This window comes from Ignavibacteriota bacterium, from assembly GCA_016713565.1.
Taxonomy (GTDB): Bacteria; Bacteroidota; Ignavibacteria; order Ignavibacteriales; family Melioribacteraceae.
In genome coordinates this window covers 256,015-274,543 of sequence record JADJOX010000008.1, presented here as the reverse complement: position 1 = coordinate 274,543, position 18,529 = coordinate 256,015, and the positions used below count along the sequence as shown (strand labels likewise).

At 29.8% G+C, this 18,529-nt stretch carries 14 protein-coding genes and 1 pseudogene; 3 read left to right on the top strand and 12 right to left on the bottom strand.

Features of this window, described 5'->3' with window-relative positions:
* Positions 1–125: 125 nt before the first annotated feature.
* From IPK06_15860 to IPK06_15850, 3 genes are all read left to right on the top strand, one after another.
* Entirely contained in the window at positions 126–2,096 is a 1,971-nt protein-coding gene (locus tag IPK06_15860; GenBank protein MBK7981448.1) for an OmpA family protein, read from the top strand.
* A gap of 236 nt (positions 2,097–2,332) precedes the next feature.
* Positions 2,333–3,892 carry an OmpA family protein gene (locus tag IPK06_15855; protein MBK7981447.1) on the top strand — a complete coding sequence of 520 codons (1,560 nt, stop codon included), beginning with the start codon at positions 2,333–2,335 and terminating at the stop codon, positions 3,890–3,892.
* 76 nt (positions 3,893–3,968) lie between these two features.
* Positions 3,969–5,303: an insulinase family protein gene (locus IPK06_15850; protein ID MBK7981446.1), complete on the top strand. Its 1,335-nt coding sequence runs from the start codon at positions 3,969–3,971 to the stop codon at positions 5,301–5,303.
* On the opposite strand, the gene IPK06_15845 is transcribed toward IPK06_15850, so the two are convergent.
* The 12 genes and pseudogenes from IPK06_15845 to IPK06_15790 form a co-directional block, all read right to left on the bottom strand.
* The gene (locus IPK06_15845; GenBank protein ID MBK7981445.1) at positions 5,298–6,299 is read right to left on the bottom strand and encodes a hypothetical protein; all 1,002 of its coding nucleotides are present in this window, start codon (positions 6,297–6,299) and stop codon (positions 5,298–5,300) included. The two genes, IPK06_15850 and IPK06_15845, sit on opposite strands and share 6 nt — an antisense overlap.
* A 26-nt stretch (positions 6,300–6,325) precedes the next feature.
* Positions 6,326–7,105: an enoyl-CoA hydratase/isomerase family protein gene (locus IPK06_15840; GenBank protein ID MBK7981444.1), complete on the bottom strand. Its 780-nt coding sequence runs from the start codon at positions 7,103–7,105 to the stop codon at positions 6,326–6,328.
* 11 nt (positions 7,106–7,116) lie between these two features.
* Entirely contained in the window at positions 7,117–7,713 is a 597-nt protein-coding gene (locus tag IPK06_15835; GenBank protein MBK7981443.1) for a hypothetical protein, read from the bottom strand.
* A gap of 11 nt (positions 7,714–7,724) precedes the next feature.
* Positions 7,725–8,180 (bottom strand): DUF2231 domain-containing protein, encoded by a 456-nt coding sequence (locus tag IPK06_15830; GenBank protein ID MBK7981442.1) that lies wholly within the window; start codon positions 8,178–8,180, stop codon positions 7,725–7,727.
* 32 nt (positions 8,181–8,212) lie between these two features.
* Positions 8,213–8,947: pseudogene (gene truA / locus IPK06_15825) on the bottom strand (tRNA pseudouridine(38-40) synthase TruA).
* A gap of 18 nt (positions 8,948–8,965) precedes the next feature.
* Complete coding sequence (locus IPK06_15820; protein ID MBK7981441.1) at positions 8,966–10,060, bottom strand: DUF4837 family protein; 1,095 nt, start codon at positions 10,058–10,060, stop codon at positions 8,966–8,968.
* Between the two features lie 58 nt (positions 10,061–10,118).
* Complete coding sequence (locus IPK06_15815; GenBank protein ID MBK7981440.1) at positions 10,119–10,769, bottom strand: phosphatidate cytidylyltransferase; 651 nt, start codon at positions 10,767–10,769, stop codon at positions 10,119–10,121.
* The gene (ftsH, locus tag IPK06_15810) at positions 10,756–12,825 is read right to left on the bottom strand and encodes an ATP-dependent zinc metalloprotease FtsH (GenBank protein MBK7981439.1); all 2,070 of its coding nucleotides are present in this window, start codon (positions 12,823–12,825) and stop codon (positions 10,756–10,758) included. Before ftsH ends, IPK06_15815 begins: the two co-directional genes overlap by 14 nt.
* Positions 12,826–12,863: 38 nt before the next feature.
* Positions 12,864–13,427: a hypoxanthine phosphoribosyltransferase gene (gene hpt / locus IPK06_15805; GenBank protein MBK7981438.1), complete on the bottom strand. Its 564-nt coding sequence runs from the start codon at positions 13,425–13,427 to the stop codon at positions 12,864–12,866.
* On the bottom strand, positions 13,415–14,785 hold the full coding sequence (gene tilS, locus IPK06_15800; GenBank protein ID MBK7981437.1) for a tRNA lysidine(34) synthetase TilS: 1,371 nt from the start codon (positions 14,783–14,785) through the stop codon (positions 13,415–13,417). The genes hpt and tilS overlap by 13 nt, the downstream gene beginning before the upstream one ends.
* Before the next feature lie 18 nt (positions 14,786–14,803).
* Positions 14,804–15,274 carry a transcription elongation factor GreA gene (gene greA / locus IPK06_15795; GenBank protein ID MBK7981436.1) on the bottom strand — a complete coding sequence of 157 codons (471 nt, stop codon included), beginning with the start codon at positions 15,272–15,274 and terminating at the stop codon, positions 14,804–14,806.
* Between the two features lie 109 nt (positions 15,275–15,383).
* Entirely contained in the window at positions 15,384–18,527 is a 3,144-nt protein-coding gene (locus IPK06_15790; GenBank protein MBK7981435.1) for a PD-(D/E)XK nuclease family protein, read from the bottom strand.
* Positions 18,528–18,529 lie beyond the last annotated feature (2 nt).

The window sequence follows — 18,529 nt, the reverse complement described above, 5'->3', positions numbered from 1 at the left end:
TAAAATTTAAAACTATATTAACTTAATTTAAGATTTTATTGTTTAATATGGATTAAGAAAGAAATATTTCTTAGTTTTTTATATAAAAATTACTAAAAATAGTAATAAACAAGTGAGGCAGCATAATGAAAAAAGTATTTATATTTTTTCTAATTTTAACCAATATATACTTTGCCCAAGTTGAAAATGAAGATAGCTTGCGAGTCTATAAAACCAGCTGGTATTTAGGCGGCGGAATAAGTTATCCTAGATATATGGCAATAAGTGATCAATCAATTGCATCACATGAAAATATTGGGGCATACCTTACACTTGGTTATAATTTAACAGAACATTTTGGTTTCAGACTTTCACCAGGATATGTAATGTTAAATTCATTCTATTATGGAAATGGTCGTGAAGAAGTCGATAATTTTGTAAACATGGGAATGATAAACTTAGAAGCACTTTATACTATTTTACCGTGTGAAAGAATTTCTCCGTTTGTTTTGATCGGATATGGAATTACGTACTTTAAATCTACAAATCCATATATGGGTAGTGTGCGTGAGGCAATGAAAGACGCCTGGGTTGGTTATCAAGCACTATTAGGATTAGGCGCCGAATTTAAATTTTTTGACGATGTAAGTTTAAAAGCCGAATTTGATTATGTAACTGCATCAAATAATAAAATTGACGGGAATGATCACATCAACGAAACAAAAGGACTTCTATTCAGCAACGGCGATTCATATATGAATCTCAAAGTTGGTATTGTTTGGTATTTTGATAGAGGAGAGAGATCAAGAATATGTGAACCATTCGGTATTAGAGAAGTCATAAAAGAAGTTCCCGTTGAAAAAATAGTTGTTGATACAGTTTATATTGAAAAAATTGTTGAAAAAGCAGTGACAAAACGTGAATCATTTGTTTTGGAAAATGTAAAATTCAAATTTGATAAAGACGAATTAACTGAAGAATCCAAAGCTATACTAAATAATGTAGCCGTTACTTTGAACAAGTTCCCTGATGAAAAAATTGAAATACTTGGTCATACAGATAGTATTGGTACAGATGAATATAATTTGGACTTATCCGAAAGAAGAGCAAATTCTGTTAAAAATTATTTGATAACTCGCGATGTAAATGGCGATAGGTTATATACGGGCGGCTGCGGAGAAAGAAAACCTGTTGCCGATAATGGAACTGAAATCGGTCGCGCAATTAATAGAAGAATAGAATTTAGTATTTATAAAGGTGTAAGTGGTAAATGCTCAAAACAAATTGAGGGTGATGCTGATATAAATGGATCAGAATTTGAAAATGCCGTAAAAAATAGTGAACAAGTTAAGATTGAAGGTGTATTCTTTAAATTCGACAGCGATGTATTAACTCAAGAATCTGAAAAAACTTTATTGCACGTAGTTGATATTCTAAAACAATATCCTAACGCAAATGTTGAGATTCAAGGACACACTGATAGCCTAGGTAATAATCTTTATAATGAGTTCCTCTCGGAGAAACGAGCAAAATCTGTTAAGAAATTTTTAGTTAAAAACGGAATTAACGAATCCAGATTATCAACAATTGGATATGGAGAATCAAAACCAATTGAAGATAACGGAACCGCGTATGGAAGAGCTGTAAACAGAAGAATTGAATTTAAAATCAGTAACTCAGATAAAATACAAATACAATCTTCAAAACCTGCTAAAGTAAATCTTGACCAATTTGGAACTTTGGAAGAAAAAGAAATTGCTAAAAGCATTGAAATGGGTGAAAAACTTGTATTTACCAATGTTCACTTTAAGACAAACAGCGATGTAATAACAAGCGATTCTAAAAAAATATTGGATAATGCTGCCAATGTTTTATCAAAAATGCCGAATGTAAATATTGAAATTCAAGGTCACACTGATAGTGATGGAAATGACCAATACAATCAGGTATTATCTGAAAAAAGAGCAATTTCTGTTAAAAATTATTTAGTACAGAAAGGAATTTCAGTCGATCGTTTAACAACTGCCGGTTTTGGTGAAACTCAACCTATTTCAGATAATTCAACCCCAGAAGGAAAAGCTAAAAATAGAAGAATTGAATTCCAAATTTCTAAGTAGCTTAACTTAATATTTATAAAATCCCTATTTTGGTTTTCGGAATAGGGATTTTTTTTAAATTATTTCCAACACCAAACCCATAATTTATACAAATCTCAAAATAAATTTTAAAAAACGTTCTTTTTTAAATAAAATTTGATTAAAATCACAATATTTTCTTATTTCTGTATTTAATTATGTTTATTCTTTAAATTTATATAATAAACAGAAGCATTTTAATATAAAATGAAAGTTATATGAAAACAAAAATTTTTCCCGCCGTTTTGGTAAGGATTATTTTTCTAATGTTCTTATCACATAATATTTTTGCCCAACCTCAGATGTGGGAAAGTTCTTGGGGAATTGGATTTGGAGGAACTTATCCTAGATTAATGGGAATTACGACACCAATGATATCCGAAGATGAAAATTTTGGATTCTATCTTGATTTAAATAGAAGCTTTAATGAAAATCTATCTGCAAGATTTAGACCTTCATTTTTGCATATGGAATCTTCTTATTATCAAGATTCCGATCAAAAAATTGTTAAAACAAATTTACTAAGCGGTAGTGTTGATTTTTTATATGAAATATTTCCGTGTTCATATATTTCTCCATATATTCTTACCGGATTTGGATTTCAAGTTTTTAGACCTACAGGAGCGCCATCAAAAAAAATTGATAAAACTCATTTTCGGTATCAGTACGATTTAGGAGTTGGACTAAAAATTTATTTAAGTGAATATTGGAAACTTAATACGGAAATTAATTATTTAACATCTTCACATAATTACTTAGACGGAAATATTCAAAAAAATGAATTGAAAGGTCTTTTTAAGACAAACGGCGATTCTTACATGACTTTCAGTTTAGGTGTAAATTGGTATTTTGAAACCGGAGAAAAATCAAATATTTGCGAAAACCCTTCCGGACTAAGAGAGAAACCAAATCAAATAATTGAACATAATACTTACATTACTAATAACTATGGCAGCGAACCAAAAGAAATAATAAAAAAAGAAATTGAACAAGTTGAAAAAATAATATTATTTGGAGTAAACTTTGAGTTTGACAAATCTACCTTTTTACCGGAATCTTATCCAATTTTAAAACATTTGTTAACAGTTTTGCAAAATCATCAAGAAATAAACATTGAAATCCAAGGACATACCGATAATTATGGAACTGATCTTTATAACATTGGACTTTCTCAAAGACGCGCAGATGCCGTAAAAAATTATTTAATAGACAATGGCATAGATTCAAAAAGGCTAATTGCGACAGGATTAGGTGAAGGATATCCAATAGCTGATAATAATTCATCAAGAGGAAGAGCATTTAACAGAAGAATTGAAATTAAAATTACCAACGAAGATAAAATAAACATTCCTCTTTTAAAACAAAGTAAAGAATCAATAATTCTTGATACAATTGTAAAGCATGAACAGAATCTGATTGCTAAATCAACTAAATTAGGAGAAAAATTAATTTTTACAAATATACAATTTAATGTTAATAGTGATATAATTACTGAATCATCCAAACATATTCTAAATGATATAAAAGAAATTTTATCCAAAATACCTGATTTTGATGTCGAAATTCAAGGATATACGGATAACGATGGTGATGAATTTTCTAATCAAATTCTATCAGAAAAAAGAGCAATTTCTGTTAAAAATTATTTAGTACAGAAAGGAATTGCTGTACATCGTTTAACAACAGCCGGCTTTGGTGAATCGAAACCAATATCCGATAATTCAACTCAGGAAGGCAAAGCTAAAAATAGAAGAATAGAATTTGTTATTATAAAATAATACTTATTAAATTACTTTATAAATCCCTATCTTGTTTTTCAAAATAGGGATTTTTTTTAATCAAAAATAAATTATTATGCTAAATAGATCAGTAAAACCTGCTCCGAACGGAATCATTAAATTTAAAACTCCAATTATTGAAAAAATAATTTCCGATAATTCTTGTAATATTTATTTTAATAAAAAGGAAACGCTTCCAATAGTTCAATTAAATATTTACATTCCTTCAGGAAGTATTTATAATCCAACGGGAAAAGAAGGCGTTTCTTATCTTACTTCAATGCTTCTTGACGAAGGTGCTGGTAATTTATCTGGTTTTGATATTTCCGACAAGCTTGAATTGATGGGCTCAATATTAAATATTAATTCTAATAAGGAATTCACGTCAATTTCTTTGCTTTGCATGAAGGAAAAATTAGAAGAATCTCTAGATATACTTTCAAAAATAATTTTACAACCGAATCTCAGCAATGACGATTTTAATAGACAAAAGCTTAAACTTATTACAAAAAATATCCAATTGGAAGACGATCCATCGTTTGTTGCCTCAACTTTATTTAACAAAACTATATTTCAAAGAACGTCTTATCAATTTCCTTCAAGCGGAACGAATAGTTCGTTAGATAATATTTCTAATTTGGATGTAAAAGATTTCTTTAACAATAATTTTATTCCAAACGGCTCATTTATAATTGTCGTTGGCAATTTAGAAAAATCCGAATGCCAGACTATTATTAATAATTATTTAAGTAACTGGAAATCCGTTGAGCGTATGACGCCAATTTTCCCAAAAATTGAGTCAAATAAAAAAATTGTTTTCTCAAGTAAGACTGATGCTGTTCAAAGTGAATTAAGAATCGGCCATTTCTCAAAGGGAAGAAATACAGAAGACTTTTATGCGCGAACAATATTAAATTCAATACTAGGCGGACAATTTTCAAGTCGGATAAATTTAAATTTAAGAGAAGCAAAAGGCTATACTTACGGCGCTCATTCAAATTATAATTACAATGCTTTGGGAAGTACTTTTTTGGTTTCAACATCGGTTAAAACAGAAAATACAGGCGACGCTATTAAAGAGATTCTTTATGAATTGAACGAAATTAAAAAAGATATTAAACAAAGTGAAATAGATTTTGCGAAATCTTATTTAATAAGAAGATTCCCGTCAATGTTTGAAACTTATTCACAAATTGCTTCAAACATATCGTTAATTCCTTTATTTGATCTGCCGGAAAATTACTTTGAAACTTACGTTGATGAATTGGATAAAGTTACTATCGAAGACGTGTTAAAAGCAGCAAATGATAATATTGATTTTAATAAGTTGCTTATTACGGTTGTTGGAGATGAAAATTCAGTTAAAGATCAATTAAAACAATTTGATGAATTTGAATTAGAAAATTTATAAAAGTGTAGAAGGATTTACAATCCGATCCCCTCTTTTCATAATTTGTGTAAGTTCATCCTGGATTAAAAACCAATCATCAACATTTATTCTGAAAGTTTTAGCTTGACCGTTTTTCATATTACTCAAATGAAATCTGAATATTGATTTTAATTCTTCTGAATTTTCACCTTTCAAAAAAGTTAATCTATTAAAAAAAACCAAGCTTCTATTCCTTTCGGTCAATTTTTCATCAATTATTTTTTGAATGTTTTTATTTATGCCGGTATTATTTTCATCAATAAAAAATATTCTCGGAGAGTTAAATGACGAAATAATCCTTTTAATATTTGATTTAATTTCCGGTGTTTCAATATCATCAGATAGATCAAAATTCAAATTATCCGAATCATCGTCTAGCTCAATAAAGTATTCTTTTTTTGCTTTAATAAGATTTTCAGCAACTATAGTAGAATTAACTTCTAAAGGTAAAACGGCGCCAAAATGAATTGGATTTTCTGTCAGTTCGTTAAATTCCGCTTCGTTTAACTCTTCCACATTCTGAAGTATAAATCCTATAAAGCAAAAATCTCTAACCAAATTTTCTTCATTTTTAAAATCGGCAATCAATTTAATAATTTTACCGGATTCAATAATTAAATTGGTCAACCCATTTATTTTTTCTTCCGAAGAACTAATTACAACCGGCTGATTGGTAAACTCAATATTAATATCTTTAATTATTTGTGCAATCGGAACATCTTCGGGCAATCTAACAATCAAACTGTTTTTCAGTGAATCACTTTTACCATTTTGGATTTTGCCGTTTGTTATCCAATTTTCACTTATTCCATAATCCGATAAAACTTTTAAAAACTTTTCATCAATAATTCTTTTACTAATTGAATCAGATTTATTTGAAGGCATACTTATATTGACAAAGCCGAGTAGAACGTTCAATAACAACAGAAAAACAACAACCGAAGTCAGAATGTAAATTATTTTTCTTTTAGTAATCATTTATAAACTACTGAATATTATGTACTTTATTCGTTTGTAAAGTTTGGATTTCTTTTTTCCAAAAAGGCAAGTGTGCCTTCTTTGAAATCTTTTGTGTTACAGCATTTTGCAAATAACTCAGCTTCCAAATTCAACCCGTCTTCCAAATTTAAATTATTACTTGTTTTAATTGCACTTAACGCGGCATTTACGGCTAATTGTCCTTTGGAAGCTATTTTATTAGCCAATGTTTTGGCTTCCAACATTACATCTTCTGGCGCTGCAATTTTATTAACAAGACCTATTCTATAAGCTTCTTCGGCGTCAAACAAATCTCCGGTTAGAATATATTCAGCGGCTCTTCCGGAATTAACCAATTTTGTAAATCTTTGTGTGCCGCCGTAACCGGGAATTATTCCCAAGTTAATTTCCGGCTGACCGAATTTTGCGCGGCTACTTGCAATTCTTATGCTGCATGCCAATGCTAATTCACATCCGCCACCTAAAGCATAACCGTTTATAGCTGCAATTACAGGCTTACCGCAATTTTCAATTTTACTGAAAACATTCTGACCAAACAGCGAAAACTCTTTTCCGCTTTCTAAATCGCAACTTCTTAATTCTTTAATATCAGCGCCGGCAACAAATGCTTTATCTCCGGCACCTGTTATAATTATAACTTTTGAACTATCTGATTTTATTTCGGTAAATATTTGATCTAATTCCTTTAGCAGTTCATTGTTAAGCGCATTTAACTTTTCGGGACGATTTATTTGAATTAATAAAATATCATCGTCTGAAGAAACAATTATATTTTTAAATTCCATTTAAATTTTCCTTATAATGTTGCGGCTACAGGAATTGTTATTCGTAAATCAAGATAGACAAACTGGTATTGGTACAAATAATTATAACCGGCTGAAACATCCATAAGAAAAAGAGACAACCCAACGCCGGCATGAAACCCAAATTTAGAAAAGTTATTTAATTGATTTTTTTTTCCTAAATCAATTTTATACTGACTAAATTCTGTGATATATGCGTAGGAAATTCCACCTTCAATAAATGGCATTAGAAGAATTGCATCATCAACAATAGGTTTGAAAAAATATTTTGAACCAATATCTGCTGTGAATAATGAAGAATTTAAAGTGGAAAAATCAGAAGTCTTATAGTAATTATAATTACCATAATAAATTTGGTAGCCTAATTTTCCGTAGAAAAAAACCGGTAGGAATTCAATATCTGTATAGGAAATTGCAGCATTAAAACCGGGACCAATATCATTTTTTCTGCTAAATTCTCCAATAGGAAATCGTGGTCCTACACCAAGTGTAAAAAAGGCGCCTTTTGCACTATGGCCATTATCATTTTGAGCAACTAATAACCCTAAAACAAAAAAGAAGATAAAAAAAATATGTTTATAGAAATTCATTTTATTCGAATCTATTTGAGCAAATTTGTTCCAATACCAAATTCATATACTAATCTGCCGCCAATTTTGGATGTGGTAAATATTAAATAAAATCCTAACGCAGCAAAAATAACAAATAAATAGTTTAATTTAGATTGATTTTTCTTTTTTAATATTATGTAAGTTTTCAATACGAGCAGAAAGAAAAAATACCACAATGTTAATGTCGCAAAATATTCATGATATCTAATTTCGTTTATTAAAGATTGAGAAATTGAATTATTTTGCGTAATTGTTTGAAATTCCATGTTGCCCGTTAAAACCGAAACCGTAGCGCTTAAAACTCCAATTACTAAAAAGAATAACGAAAGCTTTTTTAGTTCATCTTTTCTGAAAAATTGACTAACGATTTCTGTTAAACAGTACAATGTAAAAAATGCTATTGGAAAATGTATGGTTAGCGGATGAATATCTTCTAAAAATTTCATAATAAATGCTTTCTATATTATAGAATTAGAGATCAGTATTGAACTTTATATAAATATAGTCCTTTCGCAGGAACAGCTTCACCTGCTGAATTACGATTTTTCTGCATTAATACATCTTGGATAAAATTTTCATCTAAATTATTAAATACTGAAAATAGCAATGTTCCTACAATTGTTCTTACCATTCCATGTAAATATCTATTGGCTTGAACCCTAAAAATTAAAAACTCTTTTGTTTCTTTCCAATTGCAATTGTAAACGATGCAAATTTTATTCTTTGTCTCGGTGTTTGCTTTACAGAATGATGTAAAATCGTATTCGCCAATAATTTTTTTTGAATGAAGAATTAGTTTATCAAAATTAATATTTCTGATCTGAGGATAATTATATGAATAATTTTAATAAAATGGATTTTTATACTTGCTGATCAAATAAATATAAGTTCTTTTTTTTGCGTCAAATCTTGCGTTAAAAGATAATTCAGCAAATTCCATTTTTGTAATTGCAATTGATTTTGGCAAGATACAGTTAAGTGAATGTTGGAATTTAAAAATTGGAATTTCTCTTTCCAGCATAAAATTAGCAACTTGTCCAATTGAATGAACACCGGCATCGGTTCTGCCGGAACCAATTAAATCAATTTTTTCCCGCGAAATTTGATTAACGGCTTTTGATATTTCATCTTGAATTGTGTTTCCTTCGGGTTGCGACTGCCAACCAAAAAAATTTGTACCGTCGTATTTAACGGTTATTTTATAGTTAGGCATATTAAGTTTTAAAGAATATTAATCATTCAAACTTTCTAAAATATCTTTTTTAACTTCGGGCTCAATTTCATTTTCAGTTTTAAAACTGTGAAGTAAAACATCAACTTCCTGCAAAATACTTTTCTTAAAATATTTTGGAGCAAAAACAGACGCATCGAGCATATAAATTCGTCTAGTTTTTTCATCATAGAAAGTATAATTAATAAATGGACCTCCACCGCTTTGATTATTGAATCTCCATAAACCTTGTGTCATTATTGAATACTTTCCGTTAAAATTAACTTCCGATTGCATTTTGTAATCATCATATAGTTCAACATAAGCAGAATCATTTGTTGTTCTATAAAACTTTTCAGTAATTTTATTTCGTTCAGCGGTTATCGAATCCATATTTAAAAATTCCGGAGTTTCACTATCTTTCCAATGCACAAAAATCCATCTCTCCATATCAGAATTTACACCTCGTCTAAGCCAAACAAAATTATCTTCTTTAGATTCCAGCGCAAGCTGATAATCCGCTTGCATATAAATCATCCAACCGTATTTTGTTAATAAATTTGCTTCAACTTTTTTTTGTTCAAAATTTTTATTATAAAGTCCTTTAGCCATTCTTTTATTTGAAGCTTCCCTAAAAAAATAAAACAAATCATCTTTCTTTTCCGCAATTTGTTTTTTTAGTTTTTCTATTGAAGGCGCGGTTAAAATCATAACTAATTGGTTTGTTGCCCAAAGGTCGTATTTGTTTATTACAAAAACCGAATCGTCTTCTATTAAGCGCTTTACTTTTTCATCAATAATAGATTCCAAATAATTAGAAGTAGGCATCTTTGTACCCAAACTGGCAAGAATGACAATATTTTTCTGCATTTTAAATTTTTGAAGTTCGTCAAATCTTTTTCTTTTAATTTCAAAAAGTTCTTCCGGCTGAGGTGTATAAATTACTTTTCCGAAAGCTTCTTTAATTTTTCCTTCAACTTCGGAATAGTCCGCTGAATCGGCTATAACAAAAATCTCGTCTTCTTCGCCTTTTGCTTGTTTTTTAGTATCGCATCCTTGGAATAAAATAAATGATAATGAAATTGAGAATAAAATTAATGTCGTTTTTGTTTTCATAAAATTACAAATTTGATTTTGTTTATTATTTAACATTAGTGAATTTATATTGTTCCTCTTATATCAAATTAAGATTCGGCAGAAATAAATAATATAAAATCCACATCGATAATCCAATAGAAATAGGAATAGTCAAATTATCATCAGCCCAACCGTAAGAAATATTTTCTATAACAGCACCTATTGCACCCGCAAATATACCAATTAAATATTCACTCAGATCCCCATTTACCTTAGGTGTAAAAAGTACAACAATAATTCCAAATACAAAAAATGCAAAAGTACCTTCAAAGCTTTTTGAAAGGAATTTATGTTTACCGAATTTACGTCCTATCAATGCAGCGGCAATATCACAAATAATTAGCATTGTAAATGATGTAATGAAAATTATCTTTGGAAAAATCCATAATGTAAGCGTTGCGGCGATAAAAACATAGGATGCGCCATTCAAATTTTTCTTTTTCAAGTCATTTTCATGCTCTCGCATAATAAATCCGAAAAGATTCATTATCATTTTATTTAAAGATGGAATATAATATCTGCTGAAATCGACTAAAACCGAAACAAAAGTTATTGGTATTAAAATAGTCAGTGCTTCATGTTTGGAAATAAAATTGTAGATAATTGGAATTGAAAGTGAACAAAGGTGAATGCTTTTTCTTAGCAATTCACCTTTAAAATTAATTGAGCCGTTATCAGTTGAGGTCATTTTCAGATGCTGAATTTGTTTGATTGGAAGCACGATTATTCTTTTCTTCCATCATTTTTTTTACATGTTCCGGTATTTCAATTTCTTTTTTTGGCGGAGCTTCATTACCGTTTTTTCTTGCCGGAGGTAAATTTTCTCCTTTAAGAATTTTATTGATTTCATCGGCATCAAGAATTTCTCTCTCAAGTAATTCTTCGGATAATTTATGAAGTTCTTCAATATTTTCCGTAAGAATTTTTTCGGCTCTAATCATTCCTTTATTAACAATTGCACGAACCTCTTCGTCAATATCCTGCGCGGTTTTTTCGCTGTAATCTTGATGTTTTGTTACTTCTCTGCCTAAGAATAATTCCTCTTCATTTTTACCGTAAGCCAATGGTCCTAATTTTTCACTCATTCCCCATTCGCAAACCATTTTGCGTGCTATATTCGTAGCTTTTTCTATATCGTTTCCAGCTCCAGTAGTAAATGCGTTGAATACAATTTTTTCGGCTGCTCTTCCGCCCAACGCATACGCAATCATCGCTTCCAAATATTCTTTTGAATATGTATGTTTTTCATCTACCGGAAGATAAGTAGTTACTCCAAGCGCTCTTCCTCGTGGAATTATTGTCACTTTATGTACAGGATCTGATTCGGGAATTTTCAATGCAACAAGAACATGACCAATTTCATGATAAGCCGTTGTTCGTTTTTCCTTTTCGGAAATTATCATACTCTTACGTTCCATACCCATCATTACTTTATCTTTCGCGTCTTCAAAATCATCCATACTTACGGTAGTTTTATTTTGTCTCGCTGCTAGTAAAGCTGCTTCATTTACTAAATTCGCTAGTTCGGCGCCTGCTAAACCAGGAGTACCTTTTGCTAAAACGTTTAAATCAACTTCAGGAGCAAGTGGAATTTTTCTGGTATGAACTTTAAGAATTCCTTCTCTACCATTAACATCGGGTCTGTCAACAACAACCTGCCTGTCAAACCTTCCCGGTCTTAATAATGCCGGATCCAAAACATCAGGTCTATTAGTTGCGGCAATAATTATAACGCCGTTGTTTTGTTCAAATCCATCCATTTCAACCAGCAAAGCATTTAAAGTTTGTTCTCTTTCATCGTGACCGCCGCCTAAACCGGCTCCTCTATGTCTGCCCACAGCATCAATTTCGTCGATAAAAATTATACAAGGCGCATTCTTTTTTCCTTGATCAAAAAGATCTCTTACTCTGCTTGCGCCAACTCCGACAAACATTTCAACGAAATCCGCACCGCTAATAGAGAAAAACGGAACTCCTGCTTCACCTGCTACCGCTCTTGCCATTAAGGTTTTTCCAGTTCCGGGAGGACCCAATAACAATACACCTCTTGGAATTTTACCGCCGAGTTTTTGAAATTTTGATGGTTCTTTCAGAAATTCAATTATTTCCTGCAATTCCAATTTTGCTTCATCTGCTCCTGCAACATCTTTGAAAGTAACTTTAAGAGAAGATTGCGAGTTTAATTTTGCTCTGCTTTTGCCAAAATTAAAAATTCCTCTTGTTCCGCCCGTTCCTCCGCCCTGCATTCTTCGCATAATCAGAACCCAAATTCCAATCATTAAAATCCAGGGAAGAAAACTAATTAATACTGTAAACCATTCATTTGATTCAAGAGTGAAATTATATTTTATTCCTTTTTCTTTCCAAACTGATTGCTGCTGCTCAATAATTTTTTCAATAATTACTGTGCTGATTTTATTTGTTACAACTGTGTTTTTTCCTACGTTAACATTTTGTTCTGATTTTAACTTTATTTGCAGCACGTAATTATTGATTTCCGATTTTATTACGTTTATTTCACTTATCTTATTTTGTTCTAAAAGAGATTCGTAAACACCGTAATCAACTTCAGTAGCTTCGCCTCTATTTGTATTCAGAAATTGCATAACAATTACAGCTGCAATGATAACTGCTCCCCAGCTAAAAACAGATTTAAGAATTTTTGACCAATCAAAGTCGCCGTCGGGTTTTTGAGGTCCAAATCCTTTATTCTTTTTAGGGTTATTATTTTGTTCGTTTGCCATAAATAATTTATTAAATGGTTTATACATTTATTTCTCCGTCATTCACTTAGCGCAAAGATTGAATTCAAATTTCTATATTTTTGTGCATAATCCAATCCGTATCCAATAACAAATTTATTTGGAATTTCAAATCCAATATAATCAATTTTCATTTTATTTTTTAAGCTTTCCGGTTTCACTAAAAGACTTACAATTTTTACGCTTGCAGGTTTATAGTTTTTCAAAATATTTTTAATAAATTGGATAGAAAGTCCGGTATCAACAATATCTTCTACAATTAATATATGTCTTTCATTTATATCTGCGTTTAATTCTTTAATTAATTTAACTTCTCCGCTGCTTATCTTAGCATCTCCGTAACTGGAAAGTTTAAAGAAGTCGATTTCAATATGAATATCAATTTTTTTTACAAGATCAGATAAAAAAATAAAAGAACCATTCAAAACACCAATTAAAATAGGAAGCTTTCCCTGGTATTCCTTTGAAATTTGCTCGCCTAATTCTTTAATTCTATTTTGGATCTTTTCTTCGGATATTAATGTAACGAATTTCTCGCTGCCAACCCAAATTTCACCTTTTTCATTTTCAACTATTTTAGACATATTTTTATCGCACATTTTGTTTTTTCTGTAATTTTATAATTTTCACTTATTCGATGTCCCAATAAACAAACAACTTCATTATTGTTTATCAGAACCATCGTTTTTTCTTTTTCTGAACCTGGAATTTTTAAATCAGTTAAAACATCAGAGATTTTTTTTGTTCCTCTCATTCCTAAAAGTTTGATTTTATCTCCGATTTGCCATTTCCTTAAAATGAGTTCATCTTTAATGCAATCGCCGGAAATTATTTCTTCATATTTTGATTTTTCAGATATATTTGGAATATAATCTATTTTTTCAATTATTAAACTTTTTCCATTTACCTTGGTTTTGGAATCTAATTTCAAATAAATTAAATCATTTTTCGACTTAATTTTTCTTTTAATTAAAATTTTACCGTTTTCTTTTAATGCAGTAAATTTTTTATTAAACTCTAATTTTTTCCCGGTTTGAGCACCAATTAGTTTTTCAAACTGTAAAAAATCGTTAAAGTTAAATTCAAGTTTAAGTTCTTTTTCAAATATCAGTTTTAAAATTTCACCAAAAATTTCTTTCGGATATTTTTCGAGTTTAGTTAATTCAATAATAAATTCATTTTTATGCCTCGAAAAAATTTCACTATACACCTTTTCGATGAAAAAATTTAAAGATATATTTTGATTTCTCAATACTTCAGACGAATTCAATACGGTTTCGTTCAAAGACGGATTAATCTTTTTCAGCATTGGAGAAATCTCATTTCTTATATAATTTCTTCTGTACGATGAATCAAAATTCGTTGAATCAATAACAAAATCAATATTCTTATTTTTTAGATACTCTAAAATTTCAGATTTTGAAATACATAAAAACGGACGAATAATGTATTCTCGTTTAACAGAAATTCCGCTTAAACCTTCAATTCCGGTTCCGCTAACAAAATTTAAAAGAACGCTTTCTAAATTATCATCAATATTATGAGCCGTTACAATAAAATCAGAATTATTTTTTTTTAAAACTTCATCAAATTTTTCATAACGTATAATTCGCGCGGCTTCTTCAATTGATAACTTTTTCTTTTTCGCAAACTGTTTAACATTTGCGCTTTCACAGAAAAAATTTATTTGCCAATTCAAACATAGTTTTCTGCAAAAATCTTCATCTCTTTTTGCTTCAGCTCCGCGTAAATTATGATTTACATGAACGGCTGAAATTTCAATCTGATATTTTTGCTTAAACTTATTAAGAAAATAAAGGGCAAATACCGAATCGCCGCCGCCGCTTAATCCAATCAATATTTTTTTTGCACCATTTAGCAATTGATGTCTATTTATAAAATTTATAACATCCTGTTCAATTGTTTTTTGATGCTTTTTCAATTTTTATAAAAATTTCACTTATTCAATTTTAAGGATTTCAAATTTAATAACTCCTGCAGGCACTTTAGCTTCAACAATTTGACCTTTTTTTGCGCCCATTAAGGCGCTACCAACCGGAGAAGTTAACGCAATTTTACCGTTCTGCAAATCCGCTTCTTCTTCAGAAACCAATGTATATTTATAACTTTTCTTATTATTCAAGTTCTGTACTTCAACTGTTGAAAGAATATGAACTTCATCATCAGGCAATTTAGATGTATCAATTACTTTTGCTTTTGCAAGCATTTCTTCCAACTTACTTATTTTAAGCTCCAAATGTCCCTGCGCTTCTTTAGCCGCATCGTATTCGGCATTTTCAGATAAATCACCGTAAGATCTAGCTTCGGCAATTCTTTGAGCCATATTTTTTCTTCCATTGGTTTTTAGATCTTTTAAATCTTTTTCCAATTCATGTAATTTTTCTTGACTTAAATAAACAAAGTTTGCCAATTACTTTCTCCTATTTTTATGGCTATATAAAAAAAATTGCCATCGCTTTCGCAATGGCATGCATAAAATTAATAAAATTTAACGTTGTAAACAAGAAAATGAATATTTCTTAAGCCGACTCAAACACTTCCTTAACTCTGCAAAAAGAATTAAAATCGCAATAATTACATACCTTCTCTTCGCGATTTTCGAGTTGTGATAAATGAAAATTTCCTCTTTTTATTTTTTCGTGATATTGCAAGACCTTATCTTTGGTAGAATTTAAAAGTTCTTCATTCAATAATTTTTTTTCTTCTAATGACATCTTTCCTCTTCCTTTCAAATTGATAGGAAATTTGCCGAATTTTTCATCCTTAAAGTTCAATGAATAAATGATCATATCATTTGCGTTATAATCAATGTTTTCGCTTTCCGTTAAAATTTGTTTTCCGGCAATTAAATAAACGGGAAGCTGAAGAGATAAACCGTCAAATAATTCTTGTACTGTTGGTCTCTTACCTTTTAGTTTATAATCAATAATATTAAACTGAGCTTCGTTTACATCAACGTCAATTCTATCAATTGTTCCTCTTAATTTAACATCTCCTATTTCTACATTTTTGTTAAAATTGTTTTTTCTACTGGCAACATTCCCAAAACTATTTTCAAAAAATTTTGGAGTAAAACTTGACGCATCTTCTGTTTCGGATATCAAAAATTTGTATAAAATAGATAACTCTTTTTTTCCTTCGATGCCGAAAATTTTTTCTTTTTCAAAAAAAGCCAATGGTGAATTAAGGTTCAATGCAGTTATTTTATTTTCCGCTATTTCAAAAATTATTTTTTTCAAATAATTAAATTCGTCAGAGCCTTCATAGTTTAGCGGAATATTCTCATCAATAACTTTTTTATAGAAATCATATAAAATTGAATGTAGAATATTACCCAATTCCAAAGGTTCAATTTCTTCAGTTGGTTCTTCAATAGGTTTAATTTTTAAGACGCGTTCCGCAAAATATTTAAAAGGACACTTTGCAAAAGTTTCTAATTGAGATATGGAAAATTCTCGCTGAGAAATTTCATCTAAAAATTTTGTGATATTTTCACTTTTTGAATTTATAAACCCGTTGTAATTATCTTCATAAAGATAATTTTTCGTTCTTAGTTCTCTAATTTTATTTTTCTTTAAAATGCTATTGGAATCAATACCTGCTTTTGAAATTTCATTCAGTAATATTTCATTATTTTCATTTTGACCGAATTCTATTAACAACTCTTCTTTGGAAAATATTTTATTTATTTCCGCATTATAGTATTCTGTTGTTTCAAATACATTTTCAAGATCAGTCATAAAAGTAGATTCAACAAGTTCTGAATCTTTATCGTACTTTGGTACTGAAAGATAAAGCTGCTCTTTCCAAGAGCATAATGTTTGATAAAAATGATATTTTTCCTCAGTTTGATGAATTTCTTCCTGCTTGCGGAATGAACCCGAAAAAAATATTTCCGGCGAATATTTTGTCGGGAAATCACCATCGCATAAGCCGCCTAAAAAAAGATAATCAAAATTCAAACCTCGAATTTCATTTAACGAAGTTACGAGAACTCCGTAATCAGATTTTTCCTTTACATTAAATCTCGCCCAATTGCAAATACTTCTAATTTGTTCGGTGTAAAAACTCAGCGGATATTTTTTGTCATTTTCATTTTCTCTTTTAACCAATAAGAGAACTTCATTCAAAGTTTTTAGTAAAACCGTTAAAGCTTTAATATGTTCTTCTTCTTGCCCGTTTCCATCATCCAAAACCGTGCAAGGTAATTTTAAATTCAAAAGTACTTTTGAGAAATTCTGTAAAAATTCATCAATTGTATTTTTTTTCTTTAAGGGAATTAAAGCAGAATCTATTCTTTTTATATCCATTAAAGCTTTATTATAATTTTGCAAAATTGAGTCTTGATCTTTAATCGAAATTCTTTCGTCGTATTTAAGTAATTTCTTTGCGTCTGAAATAACCTGTTCCCAATTACTTTTTCCCAAGGTTATCTTCAGCTCATTTGCGATTGAGATTAAATTGTTCAAATCAACATTTTCGATTTTTATAAATCCATTTGTCAAAATTCTAAAAAGATCGTTATAATGATAATCCCCTTCTATCAATTCCAATAAGCTAATTGATGCAATTACAGGCGGAGAAGATTTGAGTGAAATTCTATCGGTTAGATTTAGCGGAATTCCGTACTTTTTAAAAATATCTCTTACTTTGCTTGAATAATTACCAACTATGTTAAAGACTACGCAAATATTTTCCGGCAGAACTTTTTTTTCAATTATCAATTCCTTGATAATCTTTGCCGTTGTTTCAATTTCATCGTTTCTGTTTTTTGCGTTTATTCTTATAATCTTGTCTTTAAATTCAAAATTTTTCGAATCAATTTTTGTAAATAAACCATTCTTGAGTTTTTCTCTAAATTTGAAATCCTTTTCAATAATATTTTGTTTAAATTCATTAAAGCCAAGCTGAGTAAGTCTGATATAAATTTGACTTAAATGACTGAATAAATTTTCATTTTCTATTGCATAATCAAATGAAATAGCCATATTAGATTTTACAACTTGGTTCAACTTTTCAATTATTTCAATTTCCAAATTTGTAAACTCATCAAAACCATCTATTATAATAGAGTTTACATTTGGGAAAAGTCCGCTGAATGCATGATCAAATTGACTATATGAAATAGAAATAACGTCGCTGTATATATCTCCTATTTCGTACGCAGATAACTTTCTGCATTTTTCAGAATAAGAACTGTAAATTAAAGCTATATCCGATGCCTTTAGTTTTTCACTTCCTTCCAATTTTTCCGATTCACTTAATAATTTTTCGGGAGAAATTCCATGTCGCTTATATTCCGAAATCACATTTTTAATTTTATCCAATGTGCCGAACGGAATTCCATTTGAATATGCGGCAAAATATTTCAGCTCTAATTCATCAGAAGTTTCTTTTATTAGAACCGAGGAAGCGGCTTCACTCAATATTACAAAGGGTTTAAGTTGCTTTAAAATTTTGGAATTAATTGTAGTGAATGTTTCAATATTAATTTTTGTAACGGGTGAATTTGTAAATTTGCTGATTATACTTTTCTTTAATTCTCTTAATCTTCGGTTGGTCGGAACAAGAATTAATAGATTTTCAATTTCAACCAACGGAAATTCAGATTCTAAGATTTGATCGATTGATAATGTAAAATTTTTATTCTTTGATAATATCATTC